Here is a 24,585-nt window from a genome sequence, read left to right on the forward strand (position 1 = left end):
CGGTTGAGTGAGCTCAACCGGATTTTTTATGTTTAATTAATACTTAATCAGTTTTTTTTTCGAATTTCTTGTTTATTTTTATGGCCAATATTTCCCCAAGTAGTCATTTAAAACCATATCAATATGAAAACCGGAATCCTACAATTCTGCGGTGCGCTTGGCATTGCAACCATGATGCTCGCATCATGTTCAAAAGACATGTCGGGGCCAGATCAGCAGCCAACGCCTGATGTGAAGGACTCTACATCTATCAACTACGAAATCGCTGCGGTTAACCCAACGTACACCTTAACACCCGATGCTGCGGGCCGTTTGTCTGCCATTACCGGCGACGCTTCTATGGCCAAGAGCTCCGGTGGATTTGATATTACGTGGGACACCGCCACTGCCCGCCTGCGGGAAATCCGCTTCGATGCCAAACGCGGTAAAGATGAACTGGAATTCAGATTAAAGACAGACCGTCAGATTGATCTCAAACAGATCCCTGCTCAGCTGGGCGCCATCAAAATTCCGCTGGGCACTTACCAACAGGTGAAAGTATACGCCAGAGTGGAAGGAGACAAAAACAACCCTGCTGTCAGATTAATAGGATTCCTCACCTGGGACGGAAAGAAAATCCCGATGGAAATCCTGTTGTCCGGCGTGATTGAATTACAGGCCCACGGAAAAGATGTGGTGGTAACAGACAAAAACATCGACTGGAAAGGCTCTCTCAAAATCTCTATGGACCTGATCCTGACCAAGCTGCAGGTGGGTGACTTCACTGGCTCTTTTACCAACGGAAAACTTAAAATCAGTGTAGACGTCAATGGTAATCTGCACAACAAAGTGGTGGACGCGCTGGAAAACAGCATGAGCGTTGATCATACCCACGATTGATTGTCAATGTAACTGATGCGGTAAAAAACTTGCAAAGAAGCAGGGAGGTGAATGCTTGCGGCCTCCCTGCCTTCTTTGTTTGCTATTTATTGCAGGATTAAACGTGACAGTACGGCAAAATGGTCGGAAGCAAAGCGGCCGCCCCATGTCTGGGATATGGACGCGTGTTGCAGCACCTTGAATTTCCCTTTCAGGAAAATATAATCAATAGGCTGGTCGTCCACTTCAGCAGCATGCCATCCGTTGAATGTGCCGGTAGGGCCGTAATGGGGCGTGGCGCTGATGCTTTTGCTGTCAGTGAAATGCAGCGGGTTGCTGGTGTCCATGACTACCTGTATCGGCTCGTCATCGGGCGTGGCGTTGAAGTCACCGGTAATAATGGCTGGTGTAGTACCGGCGATTGTATGTACCTGCTGTAACAGGAAACGTGCGCTTTCCCGGCGGGCTGTTTTGCCCATGTGGTCAAAGTGGGTATTAAAATGATAGAATACTTTTTTTGTTTGTTTGTCCCTGAACAGGCCCCATGTTACAATACGGGTAATGGCAGCGTCCCACCCTTTGCTGCCAGGGACTTCCGGCGTTTCTGATAGCCAGAACGTGGCGGTTTTCAGTAGCTGCAACCGGCTGGTATCGTAAAAAATGGCGGAGAATTCACCTTTGTTTTTTCCATCCTCACGGCCGCCGCCAATGGATTTGTAGCCGGGCAGCAGCCGGCGCAGGTCTTCCATCTGGTCAAACAGCGCTTCCTGTACGCCCAGCGTATTGGCCTGATGAAATAATACTTCCGATGCTACTTTTTCTTTCCGGTAAGGCCACGCATTGAGGCTGTCGCTGTTGGTGTTCAGCCTGATGTTGAAGGTCATTACCTGCAGCGGTGCCTGTGCCATCGCTGCGCCCATGAGCAGGCATAACAAGCCTGTCAGCCATATGTTTCTCATACTATATCTGTTTAGCCGGTAAAAATATCAATCGTGCGGCTTTATGTCAAGCCGCTAAGGATGGATGGCAGTTTTCAGGGCTGCGAGCTGCGCCAGCAGGATGGCGGTGGATAGGCCCAGCAGCTCACGCATGTTTTTAAGTGCGCGGGCCACCAGCTTGTACGCGCCTTTTACAGAGATGCCCATGATCACGGCAATCTGTTCATAATCCAGTTCCTCGAAGTAGCGGAGATACAATATCTCTTTCTGGCGTGCATTGAGCTGGTTAAGGGCTTGTAACAATTGCTGTTGTTGTGCCTGTAACTGTTCTTTTTTGATATAGGCATGTTCGGTAGAGAAGTGTGCCAGGAAGTCGTGCTCCTGCTGATTGAAGGCTACCACTACTGCGTTCCGGCGAGGACGCAGCCGGTTGTATAATGTGCCGCGCAACGCTACAAGCAGGTAGGGGCGGGCATCTACGGAAGTGCTGAGATTATCTTTGTTCGTCCATAGTTTGATGAACAGCTCCTGTATCACATCCTTCACTACATCATCATTAGGATGCAGGCGCATCCCATATTCATATAACCGCTCAAAATAACGGTCATACAAATGTGCAAATGCCTGTTCGTCGCCTTGTTGTATGGCTGTCCAGAGTGTAGTGTCAGATACTGTTAAAAGGTCCATCTCCTGGTTGATCGGCTAAAAGTACAAAAAAATGTATAGCCGAACCCGGTTGCTTCCTATTCATATAATCATAAAAAAATATGAAAATTATATATCGATATAATATCAATGAAATCAGTACTTCTATAAGTTTTAATTAAAAAATTATAAAAAAATTGAAAAAAAGTGGGGTGTTTTGCGCCGTCCTTGTGTTCTGTAGATGCACGGGGCTAGTTGTTACTTACTCTCCTGTGATGATTACTGTGGTGCTAACGAAGAATTGATATTGGAGCAGAACTACCATTTATTTACCAAAGCGGACTTTCTGGAAGATGCCTTCTTCCTGGAATGGGTGAAGCATGGCACGCCGGAAGCAACCGCTTTCTGGACGGCCTACCGGGATAGCGCGCCTGCTAACCTGGCAGCAATGGAAGACGCCCGGAAAACTCTGACCGCTATCCTGAGCCTGGAACGGATAAGGCCTGCAGCCGCAGATAAAGCACAGGTATGGTCGCAGATACAAATGCATCTGACGAGGGAAACACCAGTGGTGCCCATTGCAAAACCCCGCTGGAAACGCCGGATGGTGGCAGCTGCACTGCTGCCGCTGATGATTTTCGCCGCCTGGTACTTTATGCGGCCTTCCGGTATGCATAGGGTGGAAAGCGGCTATGGGCAACAGGTCCGCGTTAAATTACCGGATGCTTCCGTGGTGATCCTCAACTCACATTCCGTGCTCACCTATCATCACTGGAAAGATGGAAAGCGGGAAGTGTGGCTGGAAGGAGAAGCGCTCTTTGAGGTGAAACATACGGAAGTGCCCGCGGCACAGCATTTCACGGTACATGCCGGCAAAGTGAACGTGGAAGTGCTGGGTACTGTCTTCAACGTAAAACAACGAAGGGAGGTCACGGAAGTATATCTCCGGCAAGGGAAAGTAAAAGTATCGTCCCCGGAAAACGGACAGGTATTGTTATTAAGGCCGGATGAAAAGGCCACTTACCAGCCTCAGAAACAACAACTGGCAAAAAATATCACCGACGCCAAAACCGCACTGGCATGGCGTGAACACAAAATGTTACTGAAACAGACATCTGTCAGGGATATCATTCATACGCTGCAGGATACCTATGGCTTTACCATCATACTGCAGGATACATCCATTGCCAACCGCACCCTGGAGGGAACATTATCCCTGGATAATGTAAATAATGTATTGTTTGAATTGTCTGCAATACTGAATGTAAAAATTGAAAAGAACAATGATACGCTGTACCTGAAAGATAGCGGGCAGCGCGGCTATTAAACAGACATTAAAAAAAACCAAGATCAATGAGGATTTGTACCAGACAAAGCCTTCGGGGCTCCCTGTACCTATGCGTACTGTTACTCACCAGCGTCTGTGCGTTTGCACAGGAAGGAAGGGTTGTCCGCACGGCGGCGGCAATACCGGTAAAATATGCGTTGGACAGGGTAACAGCCATTTACGGCACCACCTTCATGTATGAAGGCGACCTGCTGAAAAACAGAACTACCAATGTGGTGGTGGAAGCACTGAAAGACCGCCCGGTGGAAGAAGTATTGAAGCGAATTCTGTACCCGGCAGAGTTGTTGTTTTTGTATGTAGATAAAAACCATTACACCATCGTGGCCCGGCAGCAAAAAGGGAAAAAGGTGGAAACCCTTGCCCCCGGAGCGATTGCTGCCGATGAAGATCTGCGAACCATCAGCGGTCTGGTCAAAGATAAATCCGAAACACCCCTTCCAGGCGTAACAATTCAGCTGGAAGGCGGCAGAAAGTGGGCGGTAACGGACAATAGCGGCTACTACATCATCGCAGTACCTATGAACGCCCAGGCCCTGATCTTTACTTACGCAGGCATGGAACGCAAGCGGGTGCCCCTGGGCCCGGCGGCCTCGATGAACATCTATCTCGAGAGCAAAACACTGGACGAAGTAGTGGTGACCGGCTACCAGACACTTTCCAAAGAAAGGGCTACCGGCGCATTTTCCACAGTGAAGGCTGCCGATCTCGAAAAACGCCGTATCTCCAGCCTGTCGCAGGTGCTGGAAGGTAACCTGCCCGGCCTGGTAAGCTATAACGGCAGCATCAGCGTCCGCGGTACCAGTACCTTTATGGCCAACAGCGCACCGCTGTATGTGATCGATGGGTTCCCGGTGGAAAACACCTACTATGATATCAGTACCGGGGCGCTGCGTGAATCTGTTCCTAACATCAACCCGGAAGATATTGAAAACATCACAGTGCTGAAAGACGCGGCGGCAGCCTCTATCTATGGCGCCCGTGCTGCCAATGGTGTTATCGTGGTGACTACTAAAAAAGCCAAAGCAGGTACTACCCGCCTTCACTTCTCCGGTGATTTTGCAGTAAAGCCTAAATACGATCTTTCCTATTTGCGCAGAGCCAGTGCCAGCGAGCTGATAGACCTTACCTACAATTACTTCGATAATGACCCCGCCTATAAGGCAAATCCCCTGCAGGAAGCCAACCGCCTGCGCAACTATGCCGGCGCCATCACCCCGGCAGTAGATATCATGCTGCAACTGGCCGAAGGAAAAATTACCCGTGATCAGGCGGATGCCGGCATGGACAAATTGCGCGGTATGGACCTTTATAACAATCAACTGTTGAAGTTATTACGCCCTGCTGCCAATCAGCAATATAACCTGTCTCTTTCCAAAGCCACTGCCGGTAATGCTTTTAACTTTTCCGCCACCTTCCGGAATGACCAGGGCTATCAACGGAGTGACAACAATAAATCACTCGGCCTGAATTTCCGTAATGTGCTGTCGGTCAACAAATGGCTGACTGCCGAAGCTGGCGTATTCCTCAACTATGGCGATTCCAAAGGTCCTGGGTCGGATGCGATATCCCTCACCAGCATGATCAACGGGCAGCTGCCGTTTGAACCCATCTTTGACGCAAACGGTAACCCATTGCCCCTGCGTAACAGCCTGCTGCCGGACGAAGCAGCCGATTATAAAAAATACAATCTCTATTCTCCCGATAGAATATTACAGGACGAACAAAATTATAACCAGGTTCGCCAGCTCGATATCAAAACACGCGCTTACGGTAAGCTGAACGCCCGCATACGTCCCTGGCTGACCTATGAGGGCATGTTCCAGTACGAAAAAAACAACGGCAAATCCGAACAGTTGCTGAACGCCGAATCTTACTATATGCGGGATAAAATGAACAGCTTCACCTACCTCGATACAAAAGGTAATGTGGCTAATAAATTCCCGCAGGGTAACGGTTTCCGTACTTTCAATAACTACCTGCGCGCCTATACGTTGCGTAACCAGGTCAACCTTAACAAGTCATTCGATAAACATGAAATTGTGGCCATCGCCGGTTCTGAAACCCGGGAAGTGAAAAACAACCGCGATTTCATGGCCATGTGGGGCTATGACCCGCTGACATTACAGTATGTGCCAATCAATAATGTCACCGAGCTGATGACCGGCATGACAGGCCTGAACAGGCACCAGGGACGATTGTACAGTTATAAAGACCTGTTGACAAAAGGAGAGGTGATCAACCGTTATTTTTCTTTTTATGGAAATGCCAGCTATACCTACGATGATAAATATATGGTGAGCGGCAGTATCCGGTATGATCTCTCCAATCTCTTTGGCACCAATCCGGCTTATCAGTACCGCCCGTTGTGGTCTGCCGGCGGCAGCTGGATCATGAGCAAAGAAAAATTCATGGAGCATATCTCCTGGATCAATCTCCTGAAACTGCGTGCGTCCTATGGTATCAATGGTAACGTGTCCAAGGAATCCGGTCCTTTTATGACCGTGACTTACGGACTTAATACGCTGACCAACAACCAGACAGGTTCCATTAAATCCCCGCCGAATCCTAATCTGCGCTGGGAGCGGACTACCACCACCAACTTCGGCGTTGACTTTGCGATCCTGAAGGACCGTCTGAGCGGAGCTATCGATGTATATCAAAAGAAAAGCGACGACCTGCTGACTACTGTAACGATCGATCCTGCGCTGGGCTTTGCTTCGGCCATACTCAACAATGGCGCTATGCAGAACAACGGTGTGGAACTGATGCTGAAAGGACAGATCATTCGTCAGCGTAAGTTTGGCTGGGATGTGACCATCAACGGCGCTTTCAACAAAAACAAAGTCACCCGGGTAGACCTCAAACCGGGCACTGCTTCTGCGCTCATCTCCGACGGCGATGCAGGCACCAATTTCCTGCAGGGCAAACCTTATAAAAGCCTGTACAGCTACCCTTATGCAGGCCTAAATAATTATGGGGAGCCGATGATTTACGGCCTTGATGGGGTTGCTGTTAACGCAGCTGTGACCAATCCTGACATCGCGCGGTACAGTGGTTCGCTGGTACCGGTTTTCAGCGGTGCTTTGATTAATAATATCAGCTGGCGCAACTTCCAGTTCTCCTTTATGTTCGTTTACCACCTGGGCAATATGATGCGCGGCGATGCTACGGTTATTGGAAATTTGCCTAACAATGCTGATGTTATCAGTGGTGTGGCTGACAAGGTATGGAAACAGCCAGGGGACGAATTGTACACCAATGTACCACGTATTTCGTGGGAATATGATCCGCGGAAAGCCAGCTTCCGCAGCGCTTATTACCGTTATGGTGACCAGAACGTAGTGAGTGCTTCGTACATCAAAGCACGTAACCTGGCATTAACCTATACGTTGCCGAAGCAGTGGATTAAAAAGATAAAGGTGGCCGATGCCCGTGTACGTTTTCAGGCAGATAACCTTTTCTACATCGGCTTTAATGGCCAGGGTATAGATCCCGAAGCCTGGGGCCTGCGTTCAGGAGGCCGTTACCTGCCCGTTATGCCTGCTTATAACGCAGGGTTTAACATCACACTTTAATTATCATCAGCACAAAAGATATGTATATGAAAAAGATCTTGCCGTTTGTTTTGGGAGGAAGCCTGATGATAGGGGCTGCCGGCTGTAAAAAATACCTCGAGATCGTGCCGAAGGGAGAGAAGGTCCCGCAAACGCTCGCCGACTATAAACCATTAATGGAAAGCAAAGCTGTCCACACATTTGATTATACCAATCAAATCCTGGTGGCTAACGAGTTTTATACACCGTTGCAGCAACAGGTGTCCATTAATCTCACTAACATCAATTTTAACTGGCAGGAAGACAAAAGCCGGGCAGAGCTGATCGTTGACGACGCTGCTTATAACGGTGCCTACGCCGGTATTTTTATCTATAATACTTTGGTGAACAAGGTGCCCGATGCTACTACCGGCAGCGCCGCGGAAAAGGCGCAGCTGGTGGCACAGGCGCGTATCGGCCGTAGCATGTTGTATTTCTACCTGATCACGTCCTATGCTAAAATGTATGATGCGGCTACCGCAGGCACTGATCCGGGTGTGCCTTTTAATATCAGCGGAGATACGGAAGACCAGCCGAAACAGTTGTCTGTGCAGCAGATTTATGATTTTATTTTGAAAGATGTGAATGCTGCCTTGCCGGACCTGCCCAAAGTAGCGGAGAACGGCTACTATGCCAGCAAAGGCGCAGGCTATGCTTTTCTGTCCCGTGTACACCTGTTCATGAAAAACTACAGCGAGGCTGCCTCTTTTGCTGACCTGGCACTCGCCGAAAACAGCGCGCTGTTTGACTACATCGGGTACTATAATGACAACAAAACAATATTTGATAAACCTGTGACTTCCGTTACTGTACCGAAGTTTGAATTCACCAGTCCGGAGAATTACATTTTCCATTACGGCGGAAGCATTGTACAGAACCAGGGCTTTTATGCTTCTTCCGTGCGTTATGCGGATTCTGCACAATTCGACAATGGCGATGTGCGCCGCATAGTGAACCTCGCTCCGAGGAGCCTGGGCGCCAACGGAGAAACGATCTGGGCGTACAGAAGAACAGACAACGTGAACGTAGGCGGTATCCGTACGCCGGAAATGTATTATGTGAAAGCGGAATGCCTGGCGCGCAATGGTAAACTTGCCGAAGCTATGGCGGCGCTGAATACCGTTCGCCGTAAGCGCATATTGCCGGCTGTGTATACCGATGTAACGGCTGGTACCGCGGAAGAAGCCATCCGCCTGATACGCCGCGACCTGTTATGCGAATACCGTGGCACCGGTTTGCCATACCTTACTTATCGCCGCTTCAATAATGACCCGCAGTATAAGGCTACCATCACCAAAATGGAAGGGACCAATACCTATTCCATCAAGCCGGAATCACTCATGTGGATCATGCCTTTTTCTGTGAAAGCACTGGCTTACAATAAGTCTTTACAGCAAAACTCGAAATAGGAAAAACTAAAACCAACCATCGAAAGCAGGTCGCCGGTATTTACCGGCGGCCTTTTTTTATCCGTGGGTGTTACGGTTCAGTTGCAGGATAAGATCGGGGTCGGGGCAGTTTTGCAGGTATTTGTCACGCTCACTGTAGCGGCATACACCGGGATAATCGCCGCGGTAATGCATCATGTCCGTTACAATCTGGAAATGCAGATGTGGAGGCCATCCGCCATTTTCGGCAGGGGTGCCAAACCAGGCGAACTGCTGTCCGGCCGCTATGGGCATCTTTTCGTACAGGCCCTGCAGATTGGAAATGCTCAGGTGGCCGTACAACGTATGGAACGTATAGCCGTCCAGTTGATGTTGCAGGATAATGGTGGCGCCATAGTCCCCGAAGTGGTCATTGAAACGGAAGCTGTGCACATGCCCTTTCAGCGGTGCAGACACAGGCGTGCCGGAAGGGCCCCATACATCGATGCCCAGATGAAGCCTGCGCGGCTCTTCTCCGGCATCAAAATGCGGGCTTACGGCATAGATGGTGCGGTGCTCATTATAACCGCCGATGCCCAGCCGGCAGCCGCCGGAGGCGAGGGTACGGGTAATGTAACGGCAGAACCGGTCTATATTGTTCAGCACAGGTTTGGTGAGGGTCGTATTATTGGCAGTAAAGTCCATGACCAGCAGTTGTTCGTTGGGCTGGAGCAGGGTAATCACCGGATGGAAGGCGGATTGGTGTTGTTTTAATACCTCCTGTAACATATTTTGTCAGCTTAAACTGTACATCTAAATATAAATATTAATTTGTGTATAAAATAATCAGTTGCCCCGTGGTGTATCCTGTCTATGTGTCTGTTGCTTCTCTTCATCTTCCGTTGCATGTGATAACGGAGACGCTGGGCATGTTCATCGGTTTCCGGTATTTCCTGTTCCTGCGGCGGCGCCAGGGCGACCAGGTAGACAGTAATAACCGCATCTGGTCTGTTATTGGCGCTACCTTTGGCGCTTTGTTGGGCAGCCGTCTGCTGGGCGCACTGGAGAACCCTCCCGGGCTGTTACATGCTGCGAATCCACTGTTATATATCTACCAGAATAAAACCATTGTAGGTGGACTGCTGGGAGGATTGATAGGGGTGGAAACTATCAAAAAGCTGGTAGGAGAGCGTCAATCAACCGGCGACCTGTTTACTTATCCGCTGATACTGGCCATGATCATTGGCCGTATAGGTTGTTTCAGCATGGGCATCTATGAAGAGACTTACGGAGTGCCCACCGCTTTGCCATGGGGGATGGACCTGGGAGATGGCCTGATGCGGCACCCGGTGGCATTATATGAAATTGTTTTCCTGTTGACGCTGTGGCAGTTGCTACGTATGGTGAGCCGGCGTTACCGGCTGGTGAGCGGCGCCCGCTTTCAACTATTCATGATCGGATATTTATTATTCCGTTTCCTGCTCGATTTTATCAAGCCCGGCTACCGGTTTCCTTTTGGCCTTGGTGCTATACAACTGGCATGTCTGGCCGGACTGATTTATTACACCCCCGTTATTATTTTCCCATCACGATTAATTGAGAAACAATATGCCTGAGAAAAATTACACGTATTACGACTTTACGGTAAGCATCTGTAGCACTTGCCTGCGACGTGTAGACGCGAAAGTTATATTTGAAGACAACAAGGTATTTATGGTGAAGAACTGTCCCACGCATGGAAGGGAAAAAGTACTGATCGCTACAGACATCGACTACTATAAAAATACCCGGAACTATAACAAACCTTCGGAAGCACCGCTGAAAACCAACACCCGCACGCATTATGGTTGTCCATATGATTGCGGGCTTTGTCAGGACCATGAGCAGCATTCCTGCCTTTCGGTGATTGAAGTGACGGACCGCTGCAATCTTACCTGTCCTACCTGTTATGCCATGTCTTCACCTCACTATGGGCGGCACCGTACGCTGGAGGAGATAGAGCGGATGCTGGACATCATCGTGGATAATGAAGGCCAGCCCGACGTAGTGCAACTCAGCGGCGGCGAACCGACTATTCATCCACAGTTTTTTGAAATACTGGACATCGCGAAGCGGAAACCTATCCGCCACCTGATGATCAATACCAACGGGATACGTATTGCGAAGGACAAGGAATTTACCGCCCGGCTTGCAACGTACATGCCTGACTTTGAGGTGTACCTTCAGTTCGACTCCTTCCGGCCGGAAGCGCTGGAACGCATGCGGGGAAAAGATCTGACCGAAACCCGTAAACAGGCGATTGAAAACCTGAATGAAGTCAATCTCAGCACCACGCTGGTGGTGACGCTGCAACGTGGCGTCAATGAAGACGAGATGGGAAGCATCATTGACTATGCCCTGCAACAGCGGTGCGTAAGGGGCGTTACTTTTCAGCCGGTACAGGTGGCGGGCCGCACAGATGATTTTGACCCGGCTACCGACCGTATAACGTTGACGGAAGTACGTCAGCGAATACTGGAGCAGTCGCCCGTTTTTAACGAGCATGATATCATCCCGGTTCCCTGTAACCCGGATGCACTGGCCATGGCCTACGCGCTGAAAATAGACGGAAAGACATTCCCGCTCACCCGTTTTGTGGACCCGGCCGTATTGCTGAACAATAGTAAAAACACCATTGTATATGAACAGGATGAGAAGCTGCACCAGCATGTGCTGAAAATTTTCAGCACCGGTATCTCCACGGACGCGGCAGTTTGTGATATGCAGTCACTGTTGTGCTGCCTGCCACAGATACAGGCGCCCGGACTGGATTACAACAATCTGTTCCGGATCGTGATCATGCGGTTTATTGATGCATATGACTTTGACGTGCGTGCCATTAAAAAGTCCTGTGTGCATATTGTACATAAAGACGGCCGGATTATTCCGTTTGAAACGATGAACCTGTTTTACCGGGATGATAAAGAAGCCTATCTGAAAACATTACAGGAGGAAAGAGAATCCGTTCAGTCATAAACGTTATATATGAAACCTTTTGTTCAAAAGCTGTTGTGGATGTTGGGAGTACCACTGTCAATTGCTTTGGTGATGGCGCTCTCCGGCGATGAAGGAATCCTGGGTGCCGGTTTGCTGCTGATGTTTGTGGTGGCTGCTTATTTCGTGGTGGGTGTATTGCTGGCTGTATTTTCCCGGCCAAATGCGGAAGCCGGCAAGGCATTGGTGCTGGCAGCGGGTATTATTATGTTGGTAGGGTTGTCTACCTGTGGACTTATCTTGGCCGGAGTTCACTAGCCATGTTTAAAAAAGATGCTTATGCGCAACTTCTGGTGGAAGACCGGTTACCTTGCTGCTATACCATTGCTGATTTTTTTCATAGCGTTGGGTATCGGCAGAGGTGATAACCTGGAGGCAGCAGGGATCCTATTAGGATTGCTGGTATTGGCTTATGGCATTGTAGGCGTGATGTTGCTGATATCGGAAGACAAGGAGGAGGGGCTGGCATTGCTGTTGTCTGGGTTTATCATTATGCTGGTGGCTTTTATCACCGGATGGTTTATATTGGGCATCTAAGTGTATTATAAAGAAAAAGCGCGCAAGGCCATGGCTTTGCGCGCTTTTTTTGTCGGGAGATGATTATGTGATTATATTACCACGTTGATCATTCTGCCTTTTACGATGATTACTTTTTTCGGTTGTTTGCCATCAAGCCATTTCTGCACTACTTCGCTGGCCAGCACTTCTTTTTCGAGCGTACTGTTGTCTGCATCCAGCGGGAGGCCCATTTCAGTACGGGTTTTACCGTTTACCGCGATGGGGTAGTTAAAGGTGCTTTCTTTGGTATAGCTTTCATCGTACACCGGATAGGCGGCGTCGAGGATGCTGGTGGTATTGCCTAACAGTTGCCACAGTTCTTCAGCGAAGTGCGGCGCATAAGGAGTCAGCAATATCAACACTGGTTCCAGGATGGCGCGTTTGCTGCATTTCAGGGTGGCCAGTTCGTTTACACAAATCATAAACTGGCTGACAGCTGTATTATAAGAGAAGCTGCTGGTATCACCATCAATTTTGTTGATGGTTTTGTGCAGTATTTTCAGCTCTTCCGGCGTAGGAGCGTCGTTGGTGACAATGAGCCCTTTGTTTTCGTCTGCAAACAGGCGCCACAGCTTTTTGAGGAAACGGTGTACCCCTTCAATGCCTTTGGTGTCCCATGGTTTGGACTGTTCTACCGGTCCGAGGAACATTTCGTACATGCGGAAGGTATCTGCGCCGAATTTGTTCACCAGATCATTCGGGTTGACAGTATTGAACAGGCGTTTGCTCATTTTTTCCAACAACACGCCGCATATATATTTCCCATCTTCCAGGATGAAGGTAGCATCAGCGTAATCAGCTTTCCATTTTTTGAAGGCTTCCAGGTCCAGTTCCAGGCCGTCTACGATATTCACGTCTACGTGCAGCGGATCTGTTTCATACTGGTCTTTCAGGCCATGGGAAACAAACTGCTGAGTGCCGCGGATGCGGTATACCAGTCTGGAGCTGCCGCCAATCATTCCCTGGTTGATCAGTGATTTGAAAGGCTCATCGAAACCGATGTGGCCCAGGTCGTAGAGGGCTTTGGTCCACATACGGGAATAGAGCAGGTGCCCTACGGCATGTTCAGTACCGCCAACGTACACATCTACCTGGTTCCAGTAATCGGTGGCTTTACGGTCGGCGAAAGTGGTGCTGTTATGCGGGTCCATATAACGCAGGAAGTACCAGCTGCTGCCGGCGTAGCCGGGCATGGTATTGGTTTCGCGTTTTACATTGGGCGCTACGTTTACCCAGTCGGTGATGTTGGCCAGCGGGCCTTCTCCTTCTTCGCCTGGTTTATATTGGTCTACATGCGGCAGTTCCAGCGGGAGGTCTTTTTCATCCAGCGGGTAGGCCACGCCGTCTTTGAATACGATGGGGAATGGTTCGCCCCAGTAACGTTGGCGGCTGAAGCCGGCGTCGCGCATTTTAAAGTTGATCTGGCGTTTGCCGATCTTCATTTCTTCCAGTTTGTTGATCACCGCTTCCATGGCTGGTTTCATGTCCATGCCATCGAGGAAGCCGCTGTTTTGCAGTTTGGCGTCCTTGGTGGGATTGGCTTCTTCGCCGTTGAACGCGTCCCCGATGATGTTGGTGATGGGGATGTTGAAGTGGCGGGCGAAGCTGAAGTCGCGCTGGTCGCCGCAGGGCACGGCCATTACGGCGCCGGTGCCGTAGCCTGCCAGCACGTATTCTGCGGTCCATACCGGTATTTCGCGGCCGTTGAGCGGGTTGATGGCGTAGGCGCCGGTAAAGCAGCCGGTGATTTGTTTCACGTCTGCCATACGTTCCCTTTCGGAGCGGCTTTGTACGTATTCGAGGTATTTGTCGATGTCGGCTTTTTGTTCTGCGGAAGTGATCTGTTGTATCAGTTCATGTTCCGGCGCAATTACCACGAAGTCCACGCCGAAGATGGTGTCCGGGCGGGTGGTATATACTTCGATGGTGTGGCTGGAGCCTTTCAGGGAGAAGGTCACTTCGGCGCCCTGGCTCTTACCGATCCAGTTGCGTTGCATTTCCTTCATGGCATCGCTGAAGTTAACGGTTTCGAGGCCCGTGAGCAGGCGATCGGCGTATTCGGTGATACGCAGGAACCACTGGCGCATTTTCTTTTTCACGACAGGGAAGCCGCCGCGTTCACTCACACCGTTGATCACTTCATCGTTGGCCAGTACGGTGCCCAGGGCAGCGCACCAGTTCACTTCGGCATAGTCGAGGAAAGCGAGGCGGTACTGCATCAGCACTTCCCGTTGTTCCTTTTCGGTGTAGCTTTTCCATTCGGCAGCGGTAAAGGTCCGCTGGCGGTCGCCCGGACAGGCATGACGGCTGTTGCCTTCCTGTTCGAAGATGGCGGTCAGGGTGCTGATAGGCTCTGCTTTGGCGTTGAGGCGGTTGTACCAGCTCTCAAACAGTTGCAGGAAAATCCATTGTGTCCATTTATAGTAAGACGGGTCGCTGGTATTTACTTCACGGTCCCAGTCATAACAAAAACCGATATTGTCCAGCTGTTCGCGGAACGCTTTGATATTCTGGGCGGTGGTCACTGCAGGGTGCTGACCGGTTTCCAAGGCATATTGTTCCGCTGGCAGGCCGAAGGCGTCGTATCCCATAGGATGCAGTACGTTGAAGCCTTTTAGCCTTTTATAGCGTGAATAGATGTCCGTTGCAATATAACCCAGCGGGTGGCCCACATGCAGGCCCGCCCCGGAGGGGTAGGGGAACATGTCCAGCACATAACATTTGGGCTTGGGGCTGTCATTGCTTACCTTATAAGCGTGGGACTCCTTCCATTGCTGTTGCCATTTCTTTTCGATTGCCCTGAAATTGTATTCCATATCTCAATGTAGATGAGCGATAACCATCAGGATGTAAAACAATACATCCGGGGTTTTGCGCGTTATCAGTTATAAATTTAAAACCGGTTGATGCCGTTTCGGCAAAATAATGTTAAAAATATTAATACAGCAATGACATCCCCCAACATCTTTATATATTGCCGTTTTCTTAACATATATTGCTGCCGGTGACAGGTTGGACTGGCAAAATTAAACACATAACTACTAATTTTTATTATTTTCGCCGATAAACTGCAAGATTAATGGCGCAATCCGGGAAATCATCAGCAAAGAAGTCTAAACCGTCCTATATCTACTCCATTATCGGGGTAGCGCTGGTATTGTTTTCGTTGGGTACACTGGGCCTGGTGGTCATCCATGCCAGCAAACTCAGCAAGTATTTCAAGGAAAACATTGAAATTCAGGTGATTCTGAGAGATAATGTGAAAGAGAACCAGGCACTGGCCCTCCGTGATTCCATTGCTCATAAACCGTATATCAAATCCATTGAATACGTATCGAAGGATGTGGCGGCAGACCGCTTTAAAAAGGATTTTGGCGAAGATTTCATCCAGCTGTTGCAGTACAATCCGCTGTACGCCAGCATCAATATCAAGGCCAACGCCAACTATGTGAACACAGACAGCCTGAAGGTCATCGAAAACAATCTCACCCAGCAGAACATTGTCCGGGAGATATCCTATCAGCGCAGCCTGGTGCAGAAACTAAATGAAAACGTCAATAAAATAGGGATGGTGATCCTGATTATCAGCTGCCTGCTGGCGCTGGTGGTCATCTTCCTGATCGATAATACCATCCGTCTGGCCATGTTCAGCAACCGTTTCCTGATCAAGACCATGCAGATGGTGGGTGCTACCCGCTGGTTCATCGCCAAGCCGTTCGATCTCCGTAGTATCGCCAACGGCGCTATCAGCGCGCTGATAGCCATCGCCGGCCTCGTGGGCATCCTGTCCTTTGCTGACAAAGCGCTGCCGGAGCTGAACGGATTACGTGACAACATGATGATCGCCCTGCTTTTCCTGGGCATGATCGTAGTGGGCATCGCGATCTCCCTGTTCAGTACCCACCGCTCTGTAATGAAATACCTGCGGCTGAAACTGGACGACCTTTATTAATGCAATATCATCATCTTAACAAATAAACACTATGGCTAAAGAAACGCTCAGATCAACTGTGACAAAAGATACCCAGGTGACCGACAGCCGGCCTATCTTTCCTAAAGAAAACTACAAGTACATGTTAGCGGGGATTATAGTAGTTGTGATCGGATTCCTCCTGATGATGGGTGGAAACAGCAACGATCCCAATACATTCGATGTGAATGAGGTGTACAGCTTCCGTCGTATCACCCTGGCGCCCATTGTGATTGTACTGGGCCTGCTGATAGAGGTATACGCCATCATGGCACGCCCCAAAACAAAAGAATAATTTGAGCCAACAATCATATTATAACAGCGATGATGCCCTCATCGCTTTTTTTATCACATTTTAACCATACTTGTTTTTAATGAACTTCTTCCATGCCATCATTATCGCCATTGTGGAAGGGCTGACTGAGTTTCTGCCTATTTCCTCCACAGGGCATATGATTATTGTAAGCTCCCTGTTGGGTATCAACAAAGATGAATTTACCAAACTGTTTGAAGTAGTGATACAGCTGGGCGCCATTCTGGCCGTGGTGGTATTGTACTGGCGGAAATTCCTTGTTTTCGACAAAAACAGGTTTCAGTTTTACCTGAAGCTGGCCGTGGCCGTAGTGCCTGCCCTTATTGCCGGGTATCTCTTCAGCGATAAAATTGATGAACTCCTGGAAAGTCCGCTGACTGTAGGCATTACCCTGTTCCTGGGAGGTATTGTGCTGCTGTTTGTGGACAACTGGTTCCGTAACCCGGTAATTGATTCCGATGAGAAAATCAGCATATTCTCCGCCCTGCGCATCGGGTTTTTCCAATGCCTGGCACTGATACCGGGCGTAAGCCGCAGTGCGGCCTCCATCATCGGTGGTATGCAGCAAAAGCTTACCCGCAGCGAAGCGGCCGAATTCTCTTTCTTCCTGGCCGTGCCTACCATGGCTGCCGCCACAGGGTATAAGCTGCTCAAAGGCAGAGAGCTGCTGATGGCGCATCCGGAAAACCTGAAGCTGCTGCTGGTAGGCAATATCGTAGCTTTTGTGGTGGCCATGCTGGCGATCAAATTCTTCATCGGCACCCTCAAAAAATACGGTTTTAAGATGTGGGGCTACTATCGTATCATCGTGGGGGTCATCATCATTGCCGCCATCCTGATGGGCAAAAAATTATAATTTATTATTCATTATATAGCGAAGCGCCGGTGATATCATATCACCGGCGCTTCGCTTTTATCTTTCAGACCTGTTACCCTTTGACTGCCAGTAACAGTTCCAGGTCAGTATATTTCAACTTGAATTTTTCGCTGAGGTGGTAGTTGGTCAGCGCGCCTTTATACAGGTAGATCCCGTTTCTTACGCCGCGCTTGATCCACACCAGGTTCTCAAAGCCGCCGTCATCGGCAGCTTCCACCAGCAGGGGCATCAGCACGTTGCTGATGGCTTCGGAGGCGGTGCGGGCAAAGCCGGAGGGGATATTGGGAACACAATAGTGTACCACGTCGTATTTCTTGAAGACAGGGTTTTCGTGGCTGGTGATTTCAGAGGTTTCGAAACAACCGCCGCGGTCTATGCTCACATCTACAATCACAGAGCCGGCCTTCATATTGCTGACCATGGCTTCTGTCACCACGATGGGCGTACGGCCGCTCTGCGAGGAGAGGGCGCCTACGGCCACGTCGGCATTGCGTAGTTGTTCGGCCAGCACTTTAGGCTGTATAACGGAGGTAAATACCCGTACGCCTATATTGTTTTGCAGCCTTTTCAGCTTGTAGATGTTATTGTCGAAGACTTTCACGGATGCGCCCAGTGCCATGGCGGTACGGGCAGCGAATTCGCCAACGATGCCGGCGCCGATGATCACCACTTTGGTAGGTGGGATACCGGTAATGCCGCCCAGCAGGATGCCCTTGCCTTTGTTGCCATTGCTCAGATATTGGCCGGCAATAAGCATCACGGCGCCGCCGGCAATTTCACTCATCGCCCTTACAATGGGATAGGTGCCGGCATCGTCTTTCAGGTTTTCGAAAGACAACAGGGTGATACGTTTGTCCATCATCTTCTGCACCTGCAACGCTTTCAGCGCAGCCAGATGGATGGGGGAGATAACAATCTGGTGGGGATGTAACAGCTCTATTTCCTCATCGTTCAGCGGGGCTGATTTAACGATGATTTCTGCCTTAAAGACTTCCCTTTTATCATAAACGATTTCAGCGCCGGCCTCTGAGTAGTCGGTGTCGTAATAGTGGGAACCGTCGCCGGCTTTATGTTCCACCACGATATGATGTCCGTGTGCAGCCAGGATGCTTACCGCGTCGGGCGTCAGGGCAATACGGTTTTCCTGGAAGGAGTTTTCTTTGGGTATACCGATGAATAAACGGGAATTTTTTTGTGGGATATCCAGCGTTTCTTCCAGTGGTGAATAAGTAAAGCCAGCACTCACTACAGGTTTTTGCCTTTGCTCCATAAAACGGTCAATATTGTTTTTCTGTATTTGTAAAGATACACTATTTGTCAGATGCGGAAATTTCGCGCAGCACCCTTTTTTGGTCAGGCAGCACCTCCAGCTGAAGGTGGATGGTGTCCGGTGGCAGGAGGGGAGCTATGACGTCAGGCCATTCCACAAAGCTGATGGCGTCCTGGTAGAGCGTGTCTTCCACACCGGCGCTGATCGCGTCGTTTTCATCTTTCAAACGGTAGAGGTCTAAATGATAAATACGGCGGGCTTTTCCCTGCGGGTCCTGGTAACCATATTCGTTGATAATGGAAAAAGTAGGGCTGGCGGTGGCGTCAGCTACGCCTTTGGCCGCACACAAAGCTTTGATCATCGTGGTTTTACCGGCACCCATGGGGCCATTGAGCGTAAATACCTGCTTATCGCCAAAATAATTCCAGAAAGCACCGGCTACGTCCGGCAGCTGTTCCAGCGTAAATGTCCATTGCATAGGCAAATGTAGCGATTTATGGCTGTTTTTCGCCGCCGCAGGGATATGTTAAATCTATACGCTGTTGCATTAATATTTGACGGACGTAGCGCGTCATAGGGTAATTTTGTAACCGGAAAAAAGGAAACACCATGACATCAGTAAGTTGCAAGGTGGAAGGCATGCACTGCACCAATTGTGCGCTCAGTGTGTCCCGATACCTCGAGAAAAAAGGCATGGAAAATATCAATGTCAGCTTCGCTACGGAAGAGGTGAGCTTCATCGCCCCGGCCGGCGCTGACTCGGCGGAAGTGCTGAATGGTATCAACGACCTCGGTTTCCGTGTGGTATTGCCCGACCAGGCACCGGCCAGGATACCGGTATACCAAACCCTGACCTTTAAATTTTTCTTTTGCTTAATATTTACACTGCCACTGTTGCTGCATATGTGGGTGGACTGGCACTGGCTGCATAACCCATGGACACAGTTCTGGCTTACGCTGCCGGTATTTATCACCGGGCTGTGGCATTTTGGTAAAAGCGCTGTCCGCTCCCTGATGAACCGCATGGCCAATATGGACGTGCTGGTAACCCTCGGCGCTTCAGCCGCCTTCATTTACAGCGTCATCGGCGCCCTGGTAAACGGCAACCCCGATTACCTGTTCTTCGAAACCACGGCCGCCATTATTACCCTCGTCTTCCTGGGCAACCTGCTCGAAGAAAAATCAGTCCGACAAACCACTACTGCCATCACGGAACTGGCCCGCATGCAGGTCACCATGGCCCGCCTTATCAATACCGACCATGGCCATGAACATATCCACGAAATAGACAACCGGACACTCCGCCCGGGAGATTGTGTGCTGGTCAATACCGGCGACAAAATACCGATGGACGGCACCATCTACTGGGGAAGCGGTCATATCAACGAGTCTATGATCACCGGCGAAAGCGACCCTGTCAGCAAAAAAGAAAAAGATAAAGTCATTGGCGGCACTATCCTGGAAGACGGGAGTATCAAAGTATACATCACCGCGACAGGCAAAGACACTGTGCTGTCTTATATCATAGAGCTGGTCAAACAGGCCCAGAGCGATAAACCGCCCATGCAGCGGCTGGCTGACCGTATCAGCGCCATCTTTGTGCCGCTGGTGCTGAGCATCGCTGTCGTTACCTTCCTGGGATGGTATTTTATCGGTCACACTACCTTCGGCACTGCCATGATGCGCAGTATAGCCGTTCTGGTGATAGCCTGTCCCTGCGCGATGGGGCTGGCCACACCGGCAGCAGTGATGGTAGGCCTGGGACGTGCCGCCCGCAATGGCATCCTGATCAAAGGAGGCCATACTCTGGAGCTTTTCAAAGACATTAAACGCGTTGTATTCGATAAAACAGGAACACTTACTACCGGTAAACTGACCCTTCGTCACTATCATACCACGATGGAAGACCTGACTTTCCGTAAAATCGTTTACAGCCTGGAAAAATATTCTTCCCATCCGATTGCCCGTTCCGTGGCCGCTATGTGGAAATCCGCAGGAGAAGTGCCGTTACAGCAGGTGCGCGAACATAAGGGACTGGGCATGCGGGCCAAAGACAAGGAAGGTAACGAATGGGAGCTGGGCTCTTTCCGCATGGCAGCCGGACTTACAGATGATGACAGCCATAACCTCTATCTGGTATGCAACGGCATCCTTATGGGATGGCTTGATTTTGCCGATGAAATCCGTCCCGAAGCCGCGACGGTGATTCAGCAACTGAAAACCTCCGGTATCCAGCCGGTGCTGCTCAGTGGCGATACTGCCCGCAAATGCCGGGAACTGGCCACAGCGCTGGGCATCACGGAGGTATATGCGGAACAGTCGCCACAACAAAAGCTGGAGCAGATAGACCGCTTCGTGCAACAATCTCCTACGGCCATGGTAGGCGACGGGATCAACGATGCACCGGCACTTTCCAAAGCCACTATCGGCATCTCTCTCAGCGACGCCACACAGGTGGCCATGCAAAGCGCTAATGTGGTGCTGCTCAATAATCACCTGGGCTCATTGCCGCTGGCGCTGGGACTGGGAAAACACACGTACCTTACCATTAAACAAAACCTTTTCTGGGCCTTTGTTTACAATGTGGTGGCTATTCCGGTAGCTGCGCTCGGATTGCTCAATCCTATTGTGGGCGCCGGTGTGATGGGCCTCTCCGATGTGGTGCTGGCCGTCAATTCTGTCCGGTTGCGGTATAAACGGGTGGTAAATGCGTCGTAAATAGTAAATTGCGAACGCACTATTCAGCGAAAAAATTTGAGCACACCCGTAGCCATATTGCAGCAATACTGGGGTTATAACCAGTTCCGCACATTACAGGAAGATATTATCAGCAATATCCTGGCAGGCCAGGACACACTGGCGCTGTTGCCTACCGGCGGCGGCAAGTCCATCTGTTTCCAGGTGCCGGCTATGATGAAACCGGGGCTGTGCCTCGTGGTCACACCGCTGATAGCCCTGATGAAAGACCAGGTGGCCAACCTCAAAAAGAAAGGCATCACGGCGTATTCGATCTATTCCGGGATGTTGTACAAAGACGTGGAACGTGTGCTGGAAGCGGCCCGCAGAGGAGGATGTAAATTCCTGTACGTATCTCCTGAACGGCTGCAAAGCAAACTGTTTCAAACCTATTGCGATGGCCTGCCGGTGAACCTGATCGCGGTGGACGAAGCGCACTGTATTTCTCAGTGGGGGTACGATTTCCGTCCTGCCTATCTGAAAATAGCAGATATAAGGAGTTATTTCCCCGAGGCGCCGGTGCTGGCACTTACCGCGTCTGCCACACCCAAAGTACAGACAGACATCTGCGATAAGCTCCTGATGAAGGAGGCTAAAGTGTTTACCAAAAGTTTCACCCGTGCCAATCTCTCCTACAGTGTGCTGGAAGAAGCCACTAAAATCGATAAAGTAAAACATATACTGGACCGCGTGCCCGGCTGTGGCATCGTGTATTGCCGCAACCGCAAGCGTACCAGGGAAATAGCAGACCTCCTGCAATTGCAGGGCATATCTGCCAGTTACTACCACGCCGGCCTGCCGCAGGCCGAAAGGGCCGCCAGGCAGGAAGCCTGGATCAATAATGAAAACCGGGTAATGGTCTGTACCAACGCTTTCGGGATGGGCATCGACAAACCGGACGTGCGCATCGTGGTACACTACGATATGCCCGATGGCCTGGAAGCTTATTACCAGGAAGCTGGCCGCGCAGGCAGGGATGAACAAAAAGCCTATGCCGTATTATTGTACAACGAAGAGGAACTGGCCGAAATGCAGGAGCGCATCGCATTGCAGTTCCCAACGCTGGAACAGGTGCGGGAAGTGTACCAATGTGTGGTGAACTATCTCCAGGTGCCGGTAGGCAGCGCGGAAGGCGTTTATTTTGATTTTGATATCAATGATTTTGCCCGCACTTTCCAGCTCAACCTGACGATGGTGTACAGCGCTATCAAATTGCTGGAACAGGAAGAGGTGCTGCAATTGAGTGAAAGCGTGTTCCTGCCTTCCCGGGTGGAATTCGTGACCAATAAAGAATCGCTGTACGCTTTTGAAAACGCGTATCCCGCGCTGGAAGAGATCATCAAGGTGTTGCTGCGTACCTATGAAGGTATTTTTGATCACGCGGTGCCGATATACGAAAGGCAGATAGGAAGGATCATGTATATGGAGGATGATGATATTGCTGCGTTATTGCAACAGTTGCATCAATACGGCATTATCCATTATCACGCCCGGCGTGACGAGCCACAGCTCTGCTTTCTGCAGGAAAGGGTGTCGGCATCCAATCTGCGTATCAATATGGCGCGGGTGGAAGTACGTAAAAAGGTATATGCCGACCGGCTGGCGGCTATGTTTGCGTATGCCCGTAACAGTGATACCTGCCGTACGCAGCAGCTGGTGGCTTATTTTGGCGAGAAGGACGCAGCGCCTTGTGGCATCTGTGATGTATGCCTGAAGAAAAAATCATCCCCGCCGGATGCTGCATCGTTTAAACGTATAGCAGACAACGTTACAGGGATACTGAAAGATAAACCACTACTGTTTGCGGAATTGCATCAGCAATTGCCTGATATCCGCAGAAGCGATCTGATGGCCGTGTTACAGTTCATGAATGAAGAAGGGCTGTTGCGCCGCGATGAGGAGGGGAAACTCTGCATTTAGTCATTAAGCATTTGGTTATTTGATTGTTGAAGGATACCTATCATCCTTCAACAATCAAATAACCAAATGGCCCAATATTATAATGAAATTACACGGCCTTCTTTACTGCTCTGGAAGGCTGCTTCAATAATTCTGATCACATTTTTCGCATCTTTCGGGTCTACCGGGTTGGGCGCATTGTTGGCGATGGCTTCATAGATGCCCTGATAGTAGTCCATGTAGTTGCCGCTGGTGCCGGGGAGGTATTGTTTCACGGTTTTTCCGTCGATGGTAGTATGCAGCAATCCCCATTCATGCGGCGCTTCGGCGCCCCAGTCCGGGCTGTTAGGCAACAGGCCTCTTTGCAGTTGTGCTTCCTGTATATCGGATTTTGTTTTGATGAAAGAGCCGATGCGCCCGTGGATCTGATAGGAAGGCAGCGCTTCTCTGATGAGATAGCTGCATTTCAGGCGTACACGCAGGGTGTCGTAGAAAAGTACCAGTTCAAAGTAGTCGTCTACAACGGAATCTTTCCGGATGATCCGTATATCTGCCCAAACGGATTGGGGAAACCCGAACAGTTGCAGCGCCTGGTCTATCAGGTGTGAACCGAGATCGTAAAGGCTACCGGTACCGGGGTTGGCCACTTCCTTGTGTTTTTTATAGCTCAGTTCTTCCTTGAAGCGGTCGTAGTGGATTTCTGCTTCGAGGACATCGCCGAGAAGGCCTTCGTTAAGTACTTTACGAACGATTTTGAAATCGCTGTCATAGCGGCGGTTGTGGTATACGCTGAGCAGCAGTTTTTTCTCTTTCGCCAGCGCGATGAGGGCTTCCGCTTCGGCGGCCGTAACAGTGAAAGGTTTTTCTACGATCACGTTCTTGCCTGCTTCCAGCGCGGCTTTCACATATTCGAAGTGGGTGTAGTTGGGCGTGTTTACAACAATCAGTTCCAGCTCTTTATCTGCCAGCAGATCGGCGACGGACGTATATACTTTTACGTTAGGATATCTTTGTCTGGCCAGGTCCTTGCTACGTTCCACCACGGCGGTGAATTCAAAGCCCGGGTTCACGTATATAAATGGCGCATGGAAAATTTGTCCGGACATGCCGAAGGAGCAGATGCCCGTTTTGATCACTTTACTCATAATTATCGTTTAAATCGGCGTACGGCCGGTTAGTA

20 protein-coding genes are annotated in these 24,585 nt (G+C 50.0%); 13 read left to right on the forward strand and 7 right to left on the reverse strand.

The genetic code is table 11. From position 1 onward, the window contains the following. Positions 1-123 precede the first annotated feature (123 nt). Positions 124-879, forward strand: coding sequence for a hypothetical protein (locus tag HGH92_RS14105; RefSeq protein ID WP_168871331.1), 756 nt, complete (start codon positions 124-126; stop codon positions 877-879). A gap of 86 nt (positions 880-965) precedes the next feature. Here the strand turns inward: HGH92_RS14105 and HGH92_RS14110 are convergent, their stop codons facing one another. Further along, positions 966-1,817 carry an endonuclease/exonuclease/phosphatase family protein gene (locus tag HGH92_RS14110; protein WP_168871332.1) on the reverse strand — a complete coding sequence of 284 codons (852 nt, stop codon included), beginning with the start codon at positions 1,815-1,817 and terminating at the stop codon, positions 966-968. 54 nt (positions 1,818-1,871) lie between these two features. Then, positions 1,872-2,483, reverse strand: a complete 612-nt coding sequence (locus HGH92_RS14115) for an RNA polymerase sigma factor (RefSeq protein ID WP_168871333.1) — start codon at positions 2,481-2,483, stop codon at positions 1,872-1,874. A 265-nt stretch (positions 2,484-2,748) separates the two neighbouring features. Between HGH92_RS14115 and HGH92_RS14120 the strand changes: the two genes are divergently transcribed. Genes HGH92_RS14120 through HGH92_RS14130 form a run of 3 tightly spaced genes read left to right on the forward strand, consistent with a single transcriptional unit; the run spans position 2,749 to position 8,791 of the window. Continuing rightward, positions 2,749-3,768 (forward strand): FecR family protein, encoded by a 1,020-nt coding sequence (locus HGH92_RS14120; RefSeq protein ID WP_168871334.1) that lies wholly within the window; start codon positions 2,749-2,751, stop codon positions 3,766-3,768. 26 nt (positions 3,769-3,794) lie between these two features. Further along, positions 3,795-7,364, forward strand: coding sequence for a SusC/RagA family TonB-linked outer membrane protein (locus HGH92_RS14125; protein ID WP_168871335.1), 3,570 nt, complete (start codon positions 3,795-3,797; stop codon positions 7,362-7,364). Between the two features lie 26 nt (positions 7,365-7,390). Next, positions 7,391-8,791: a RagB/SusD family nutrient uptake outer membrane protein gene (locus tag HGH92_RS14130; RefSeq protein ID WP_168871336.1), complete on the forward strand. Its 1,401-nt coding sequence runs from the start codon at positions 7,391-7,393 to the stop codon at positions 8,789-8,791. Positions 8,792-8,848: 57 nt separating this feature from the next. Here HGH92_RS14130 and HGH92_RS14135 read toward each other — a convergent pair whose 3' ends face one another. Continuing rightward, positions 8,849-9,538: a peptidoglycan DD-metalloendopeptidase family protein gene (locus HGH92_RS14135; RefSeq protein WP_168871337.1), complete on the reverse strand. Its 690-nt coding sequence runs from the start codon at positions 9,536-9,538 to the stop codon at positions 8,849-8,851. Between the two features lie 44 nt (positions 9,539-9,582). Between HGH92_RS14135 and HGH92_RS14140 the strand changes: the two genes are divergently transcribed. From HGH92_RS14140 to HGH92_RS14155, 4 genes are read left to right on the forward strand one after another with little or no spacing between them, the layout of a single operon-like run. Further along, the gene (locus HGH92_RS14140; RefSeq protein WP_168871338.1) at positions 9,583-10,365 is read left to right on the forward strand and encodes a prolipoprotein diacylglyceryl transferase family protein; all 783 of its coding nucleotides are present in this window, start codon (positions 9,583-9,585) and stop codon (positions 10,363-10,365) included. Next, positions 10,358-11,764, forward strand: a complete 1,407-nt coding sequence (locus HGH92_RS14145) for a radical SAM protein (RefSeq protein ID WP_168871339.1) — start codon at positions 10,358-10,360, stop codon at positions 11,762-11,764. The genes HGH92_RS14140 and HGH92_RS14145 overlap by 8 nt, the downstream gene beginning before the upstream one ends. A gap of 9 nt (positions 11,765-11,773) precedes the next feature. Then, on the forward strand, positions 11,774-12,040 hold the full coding sequence (locus HGH92_RS14150; RefSeq protein ID WP_168871340.1) for a hypothetical protein: 267 nt from the start codon (positions 11,774-11,776) through the stop codon (positions 12,038-12,040). 21 nt (positions 12,041-12,061) lie between these two features. Further along, positions 12,062-12,319, forward strand: a complete 258-nt coding sequence (locus tag HGH92_RS14155; RefSeq protein ID WP_168871341.1) for a hypothetical protein — start codon at positions 12,062-12,064, stop codon at positions 12,317-12,319. A 71-nt stretch (positions 12,320-12,390) separates the two neighbouring features. Here HGH92_RS14155 and leuS read toward each other — a convergent pair whose 3' ends face one another. Further along, positions 12,391-15,156 (reverse strand): leucine--tRNA ligase, encoded by a 2,766-nt coding sequence (gene leuS / locus HGH92_RS14160; protein WP_168871342.1) that lies wholly within the window; start codon positions 15,154-15,156, stop codon positions 12,391-12,393. A 263-nt stretch (positions 15,157-15,419) separates the two neighbouring features. Here leuS and HGH92_RS14165 point away from each other — a divergent pair, with 263 nt between their 5' ends. From HGH92_RS14165 to HGH92_RS14175, 3 genes are all read left to right on the forward strand, one after another. Then, positions 15,420-16,292 carry a cell division protein FtsX gene (locus tag HGH92_RS14165; RefSeq protein ID WP_168871343.1) on the forward strand — a complete coding sequence of 291 codons (873 nt, stop codon included), beginning with the start codon at positions 15,420-15,422 and terminating at the stop codon, positions 16,290-16,292. 31 nt (positions 16,293-16,323) lie between these two features. Further along, positions 16,324-16,605, forward strand: a complete 282-nt coding sequence (locus HGH92_RS14170; RefSeq protein WP_168871344.1) for a DUF3098 domain-containing protein — start codon at positions 16,324-16,326, stop codon at positions 16,603-16,605. Between the two features lie 79 nt (positions 16,606-16,684). Further along, positions 16,685-17,479 (forward strand): undecaprenyl-diphosphate phosphatase, encoded by a 795-nt coding sequence (locus HGH92_RS14175; RefSeq protein ID WP_168871345.1) that lies wholly within the window; start codon positions 16,685-16,687, stop codon positions 17,477-17,479. Positions 17,480-17,552: 73 nt separating this feature from the next. Here the strand turns inward: HGH92_RS14175 and HGH92_RS14180 are convergent, their stop codons facing one another. Both HGH92_RS14180 and tsaE read right to left on the reverse strand, forming a co-directional pair. Further along, positions 17,553-18,770 carry an alanine dehydrogenase gene (locus HGH92_RS14180; protein WP_168871346.1) on the reverse strand — a complete coding sequence of 406 codons (1,218 nt, stop codon included), beginning with the start codon at positions 18,768-18,770 and terminating at the stop codon, positions 17,553-17,555. A 40-nt stretch (positions 18,771-18,810) separates the two neighbouring features. Further along, the gene (tsaE, locus tag HGH92_RS14185) at positions 18,811-19,248 is read right to left on the reverse strand and encodes a tRNA (adenosine(37)-N6)-threonylcarbamoyltransferase complex ATPase subunit type 1 TsaE (RefSeq protein ID WP_168871347.1); all 438 of its coding nucleotides are present in this window, start codon (positions 19,246-19,248) and stop codon (positions 18,811-18,813) included. Between the two features lie 131 nt (positions 19,249-19,379). On the opposite strand from tsaE, the gene HGH92_RS14190 reads away from it, so the two are divergent. Both HGH92_RS14190 and HGH92_RS14195 read left to right on the forward strand, forming a co-directional pair. Further along, positions 19,380-21,488, forward strand: coding sequence for a heavy metal translocating P-type ATPase (locus HGH92_RS14190; RefSeq protein WP_168871348.1), 2,109 nt, complete (start codon positions 19,380-19,382; stop codon positions 21,486-21,488). Positions 21,489-21,524: 36 nt separating this feature from the next. Continuing rightward, positions 21,525-23,426 (forward strand): ATP-dependent DNA helicase RecQ, encoded by a 1,902-nt coding sequence (locus tag HGH92_RS14195; protein WP_168871349.1) that lies wholly within the window; start codon positions 21,525-21,527, stop codon positions 23,424-23,426. A 77-nt stretch (positions 23,427-23,503) separates the two neighbouring features. On the opposite strand, the gene HGH92_RS14200 is transcribed toward HGH92_RS14195, so the two are convergent. Beyond that, positions 23,504-24,550: a Gfo/Idh/MocA family oxidoreductase gene (locus HGH92_RS14200; protein ID WP_168871350.1), complete on the reverse strand. Its 1,047-nt coding sequence runs from the start codon at positions 24,548-24,550 to the stop codon at positions 23,504-23,506. Positions 24,551-24,585 lie beyond the last annotated feature (35 nt).

Origin of the sequence: Chitinophaga varians (assembly GCF_012641275.1) — a bacterium.
Taxonomy (GTDB): domain Bacteria; phylum Bacteroidota; class Bacteroidia; order Chitinophagales; family Chitinophagaceae; genus Chitinophaga; species Chitinophaga varians_A.

Bases quoted from the DNA above. Each gene is read 5' to 3' on its own strand.
- HGH92_RS14105 (WP_168871331.1), top strand. From the start codon at position 124: ATGAAAACCGGAATCCTACAATTCTGCGGTGCGCTTGGCATTGCAACC.
- HGH92_RS14200 (WP_168871350.1), bottom strand. From the start codon at position 24,550: ATGAGTAAAGTGATCAAAACGGGCATCTGCTCCTTCGGCATGTCCGGA.
- leuS (WP_168871342.1), bottom strand. From the start codon at position 15,156: ATGGAATACAATTTCAGGGCAATCGAAAAGAAATGGCAACAGCAATGG.
- HGH92_RS14165 (WP_168871343.1), top strand. From the start codon at position 15,420: ATGGCGCAATCCGGGAAATCATCAGCAAAGAAGTCTAAACCGTCCTAT.
- tsaE (WP_168871347.1), bottom strand. From the start codon at position 19,248: ATGCAATGGACATTTACGCTGGAACAGCTGCCGGACGTAGCCGGTGCT.
- HGH92_RS14145 (WP_168871339.1), top strand. From the start codon at position 10,358: ATGCCTGAGAAAAATTACACGTATTACGACTTTACGGTAAGCATCTGT.
- HGH92_RS14110 (WP_168871332.1), bottom strand. From the start codon at position 1,817: ATGAGAAACATATGGCTGACAGGCTTGTTATGCCTGCTCATGGGCGCA.
- HGH92_RS14130 (WP_168871336.1), top strand. From the start codon at position 7,391: ATGAAAAAGATCTTGCCGTTTGTTTTGGGAGGAAGCCTGATGATAGGG.
- HGH92_RS14175 (WP_168871345.1), top strand. From the start codon at position 16,685: ATGAACTTCTTCCATGCCATCATTATCGCCATTGTGGAAGGGCTGACT.
- HGH92_RS14135 (WP_168871337.1), bottom strand. From the start codon at position 9,538: ATGTTACAGGAGGTATTAAAACAACACCAATCCGCCTTCCATCCGGTG.
- HGH92_RS14190 (WP_168871348.1), top strand. From the start codon at position 19,380: ATGACATCAGTAAGTTGCAAGGTGGAAGGCATGCACTGCACCAATTGT.
- HGH92_RS14170 (WP_168871344.1), top strand. From the start codon at position 16,324: ATGGCTAAAGAAACGCTCAGATCAACTGTGACAAAAGATACCCAGGTG.
- HGH92_RS14125 (WP_168871335.1), top strand. From the start codon at position 3,795: ATGAGGATTTGTACCAGACAAAGCCTTCGGGGCTCCCTGTACCTATGC.
- HGH92_RS14150 (WP_168871340.1), top strand. From the start codon at position 11,774: ATGAAACCTTTTGTTCAAAAGCTGTTGTGGATGTTGGGAGTACCACTG.
- HGH92_RS14115 (WP_168871333.1), bottom strand. From the start codon at position 2,483: ATGGACCTTTTAACAGTATCTGACACTACACTCTGGACAGCCATACAA.
- HGH92_RS14155 (WP_168871341.1), top strand. From the start codon at position 12,062: ATGCGCAACTTCTGGTGGAAGACCGGTTACCTTGCTGCTATACCATTG.
- HGH92_RS14180 (WP_168871346.1), bottom strand. From the start codon at position 18,770: ATGGAGCAAAGGCAAAAACCTGTAGTGAGTGCTGGCTTTACTTATTCA.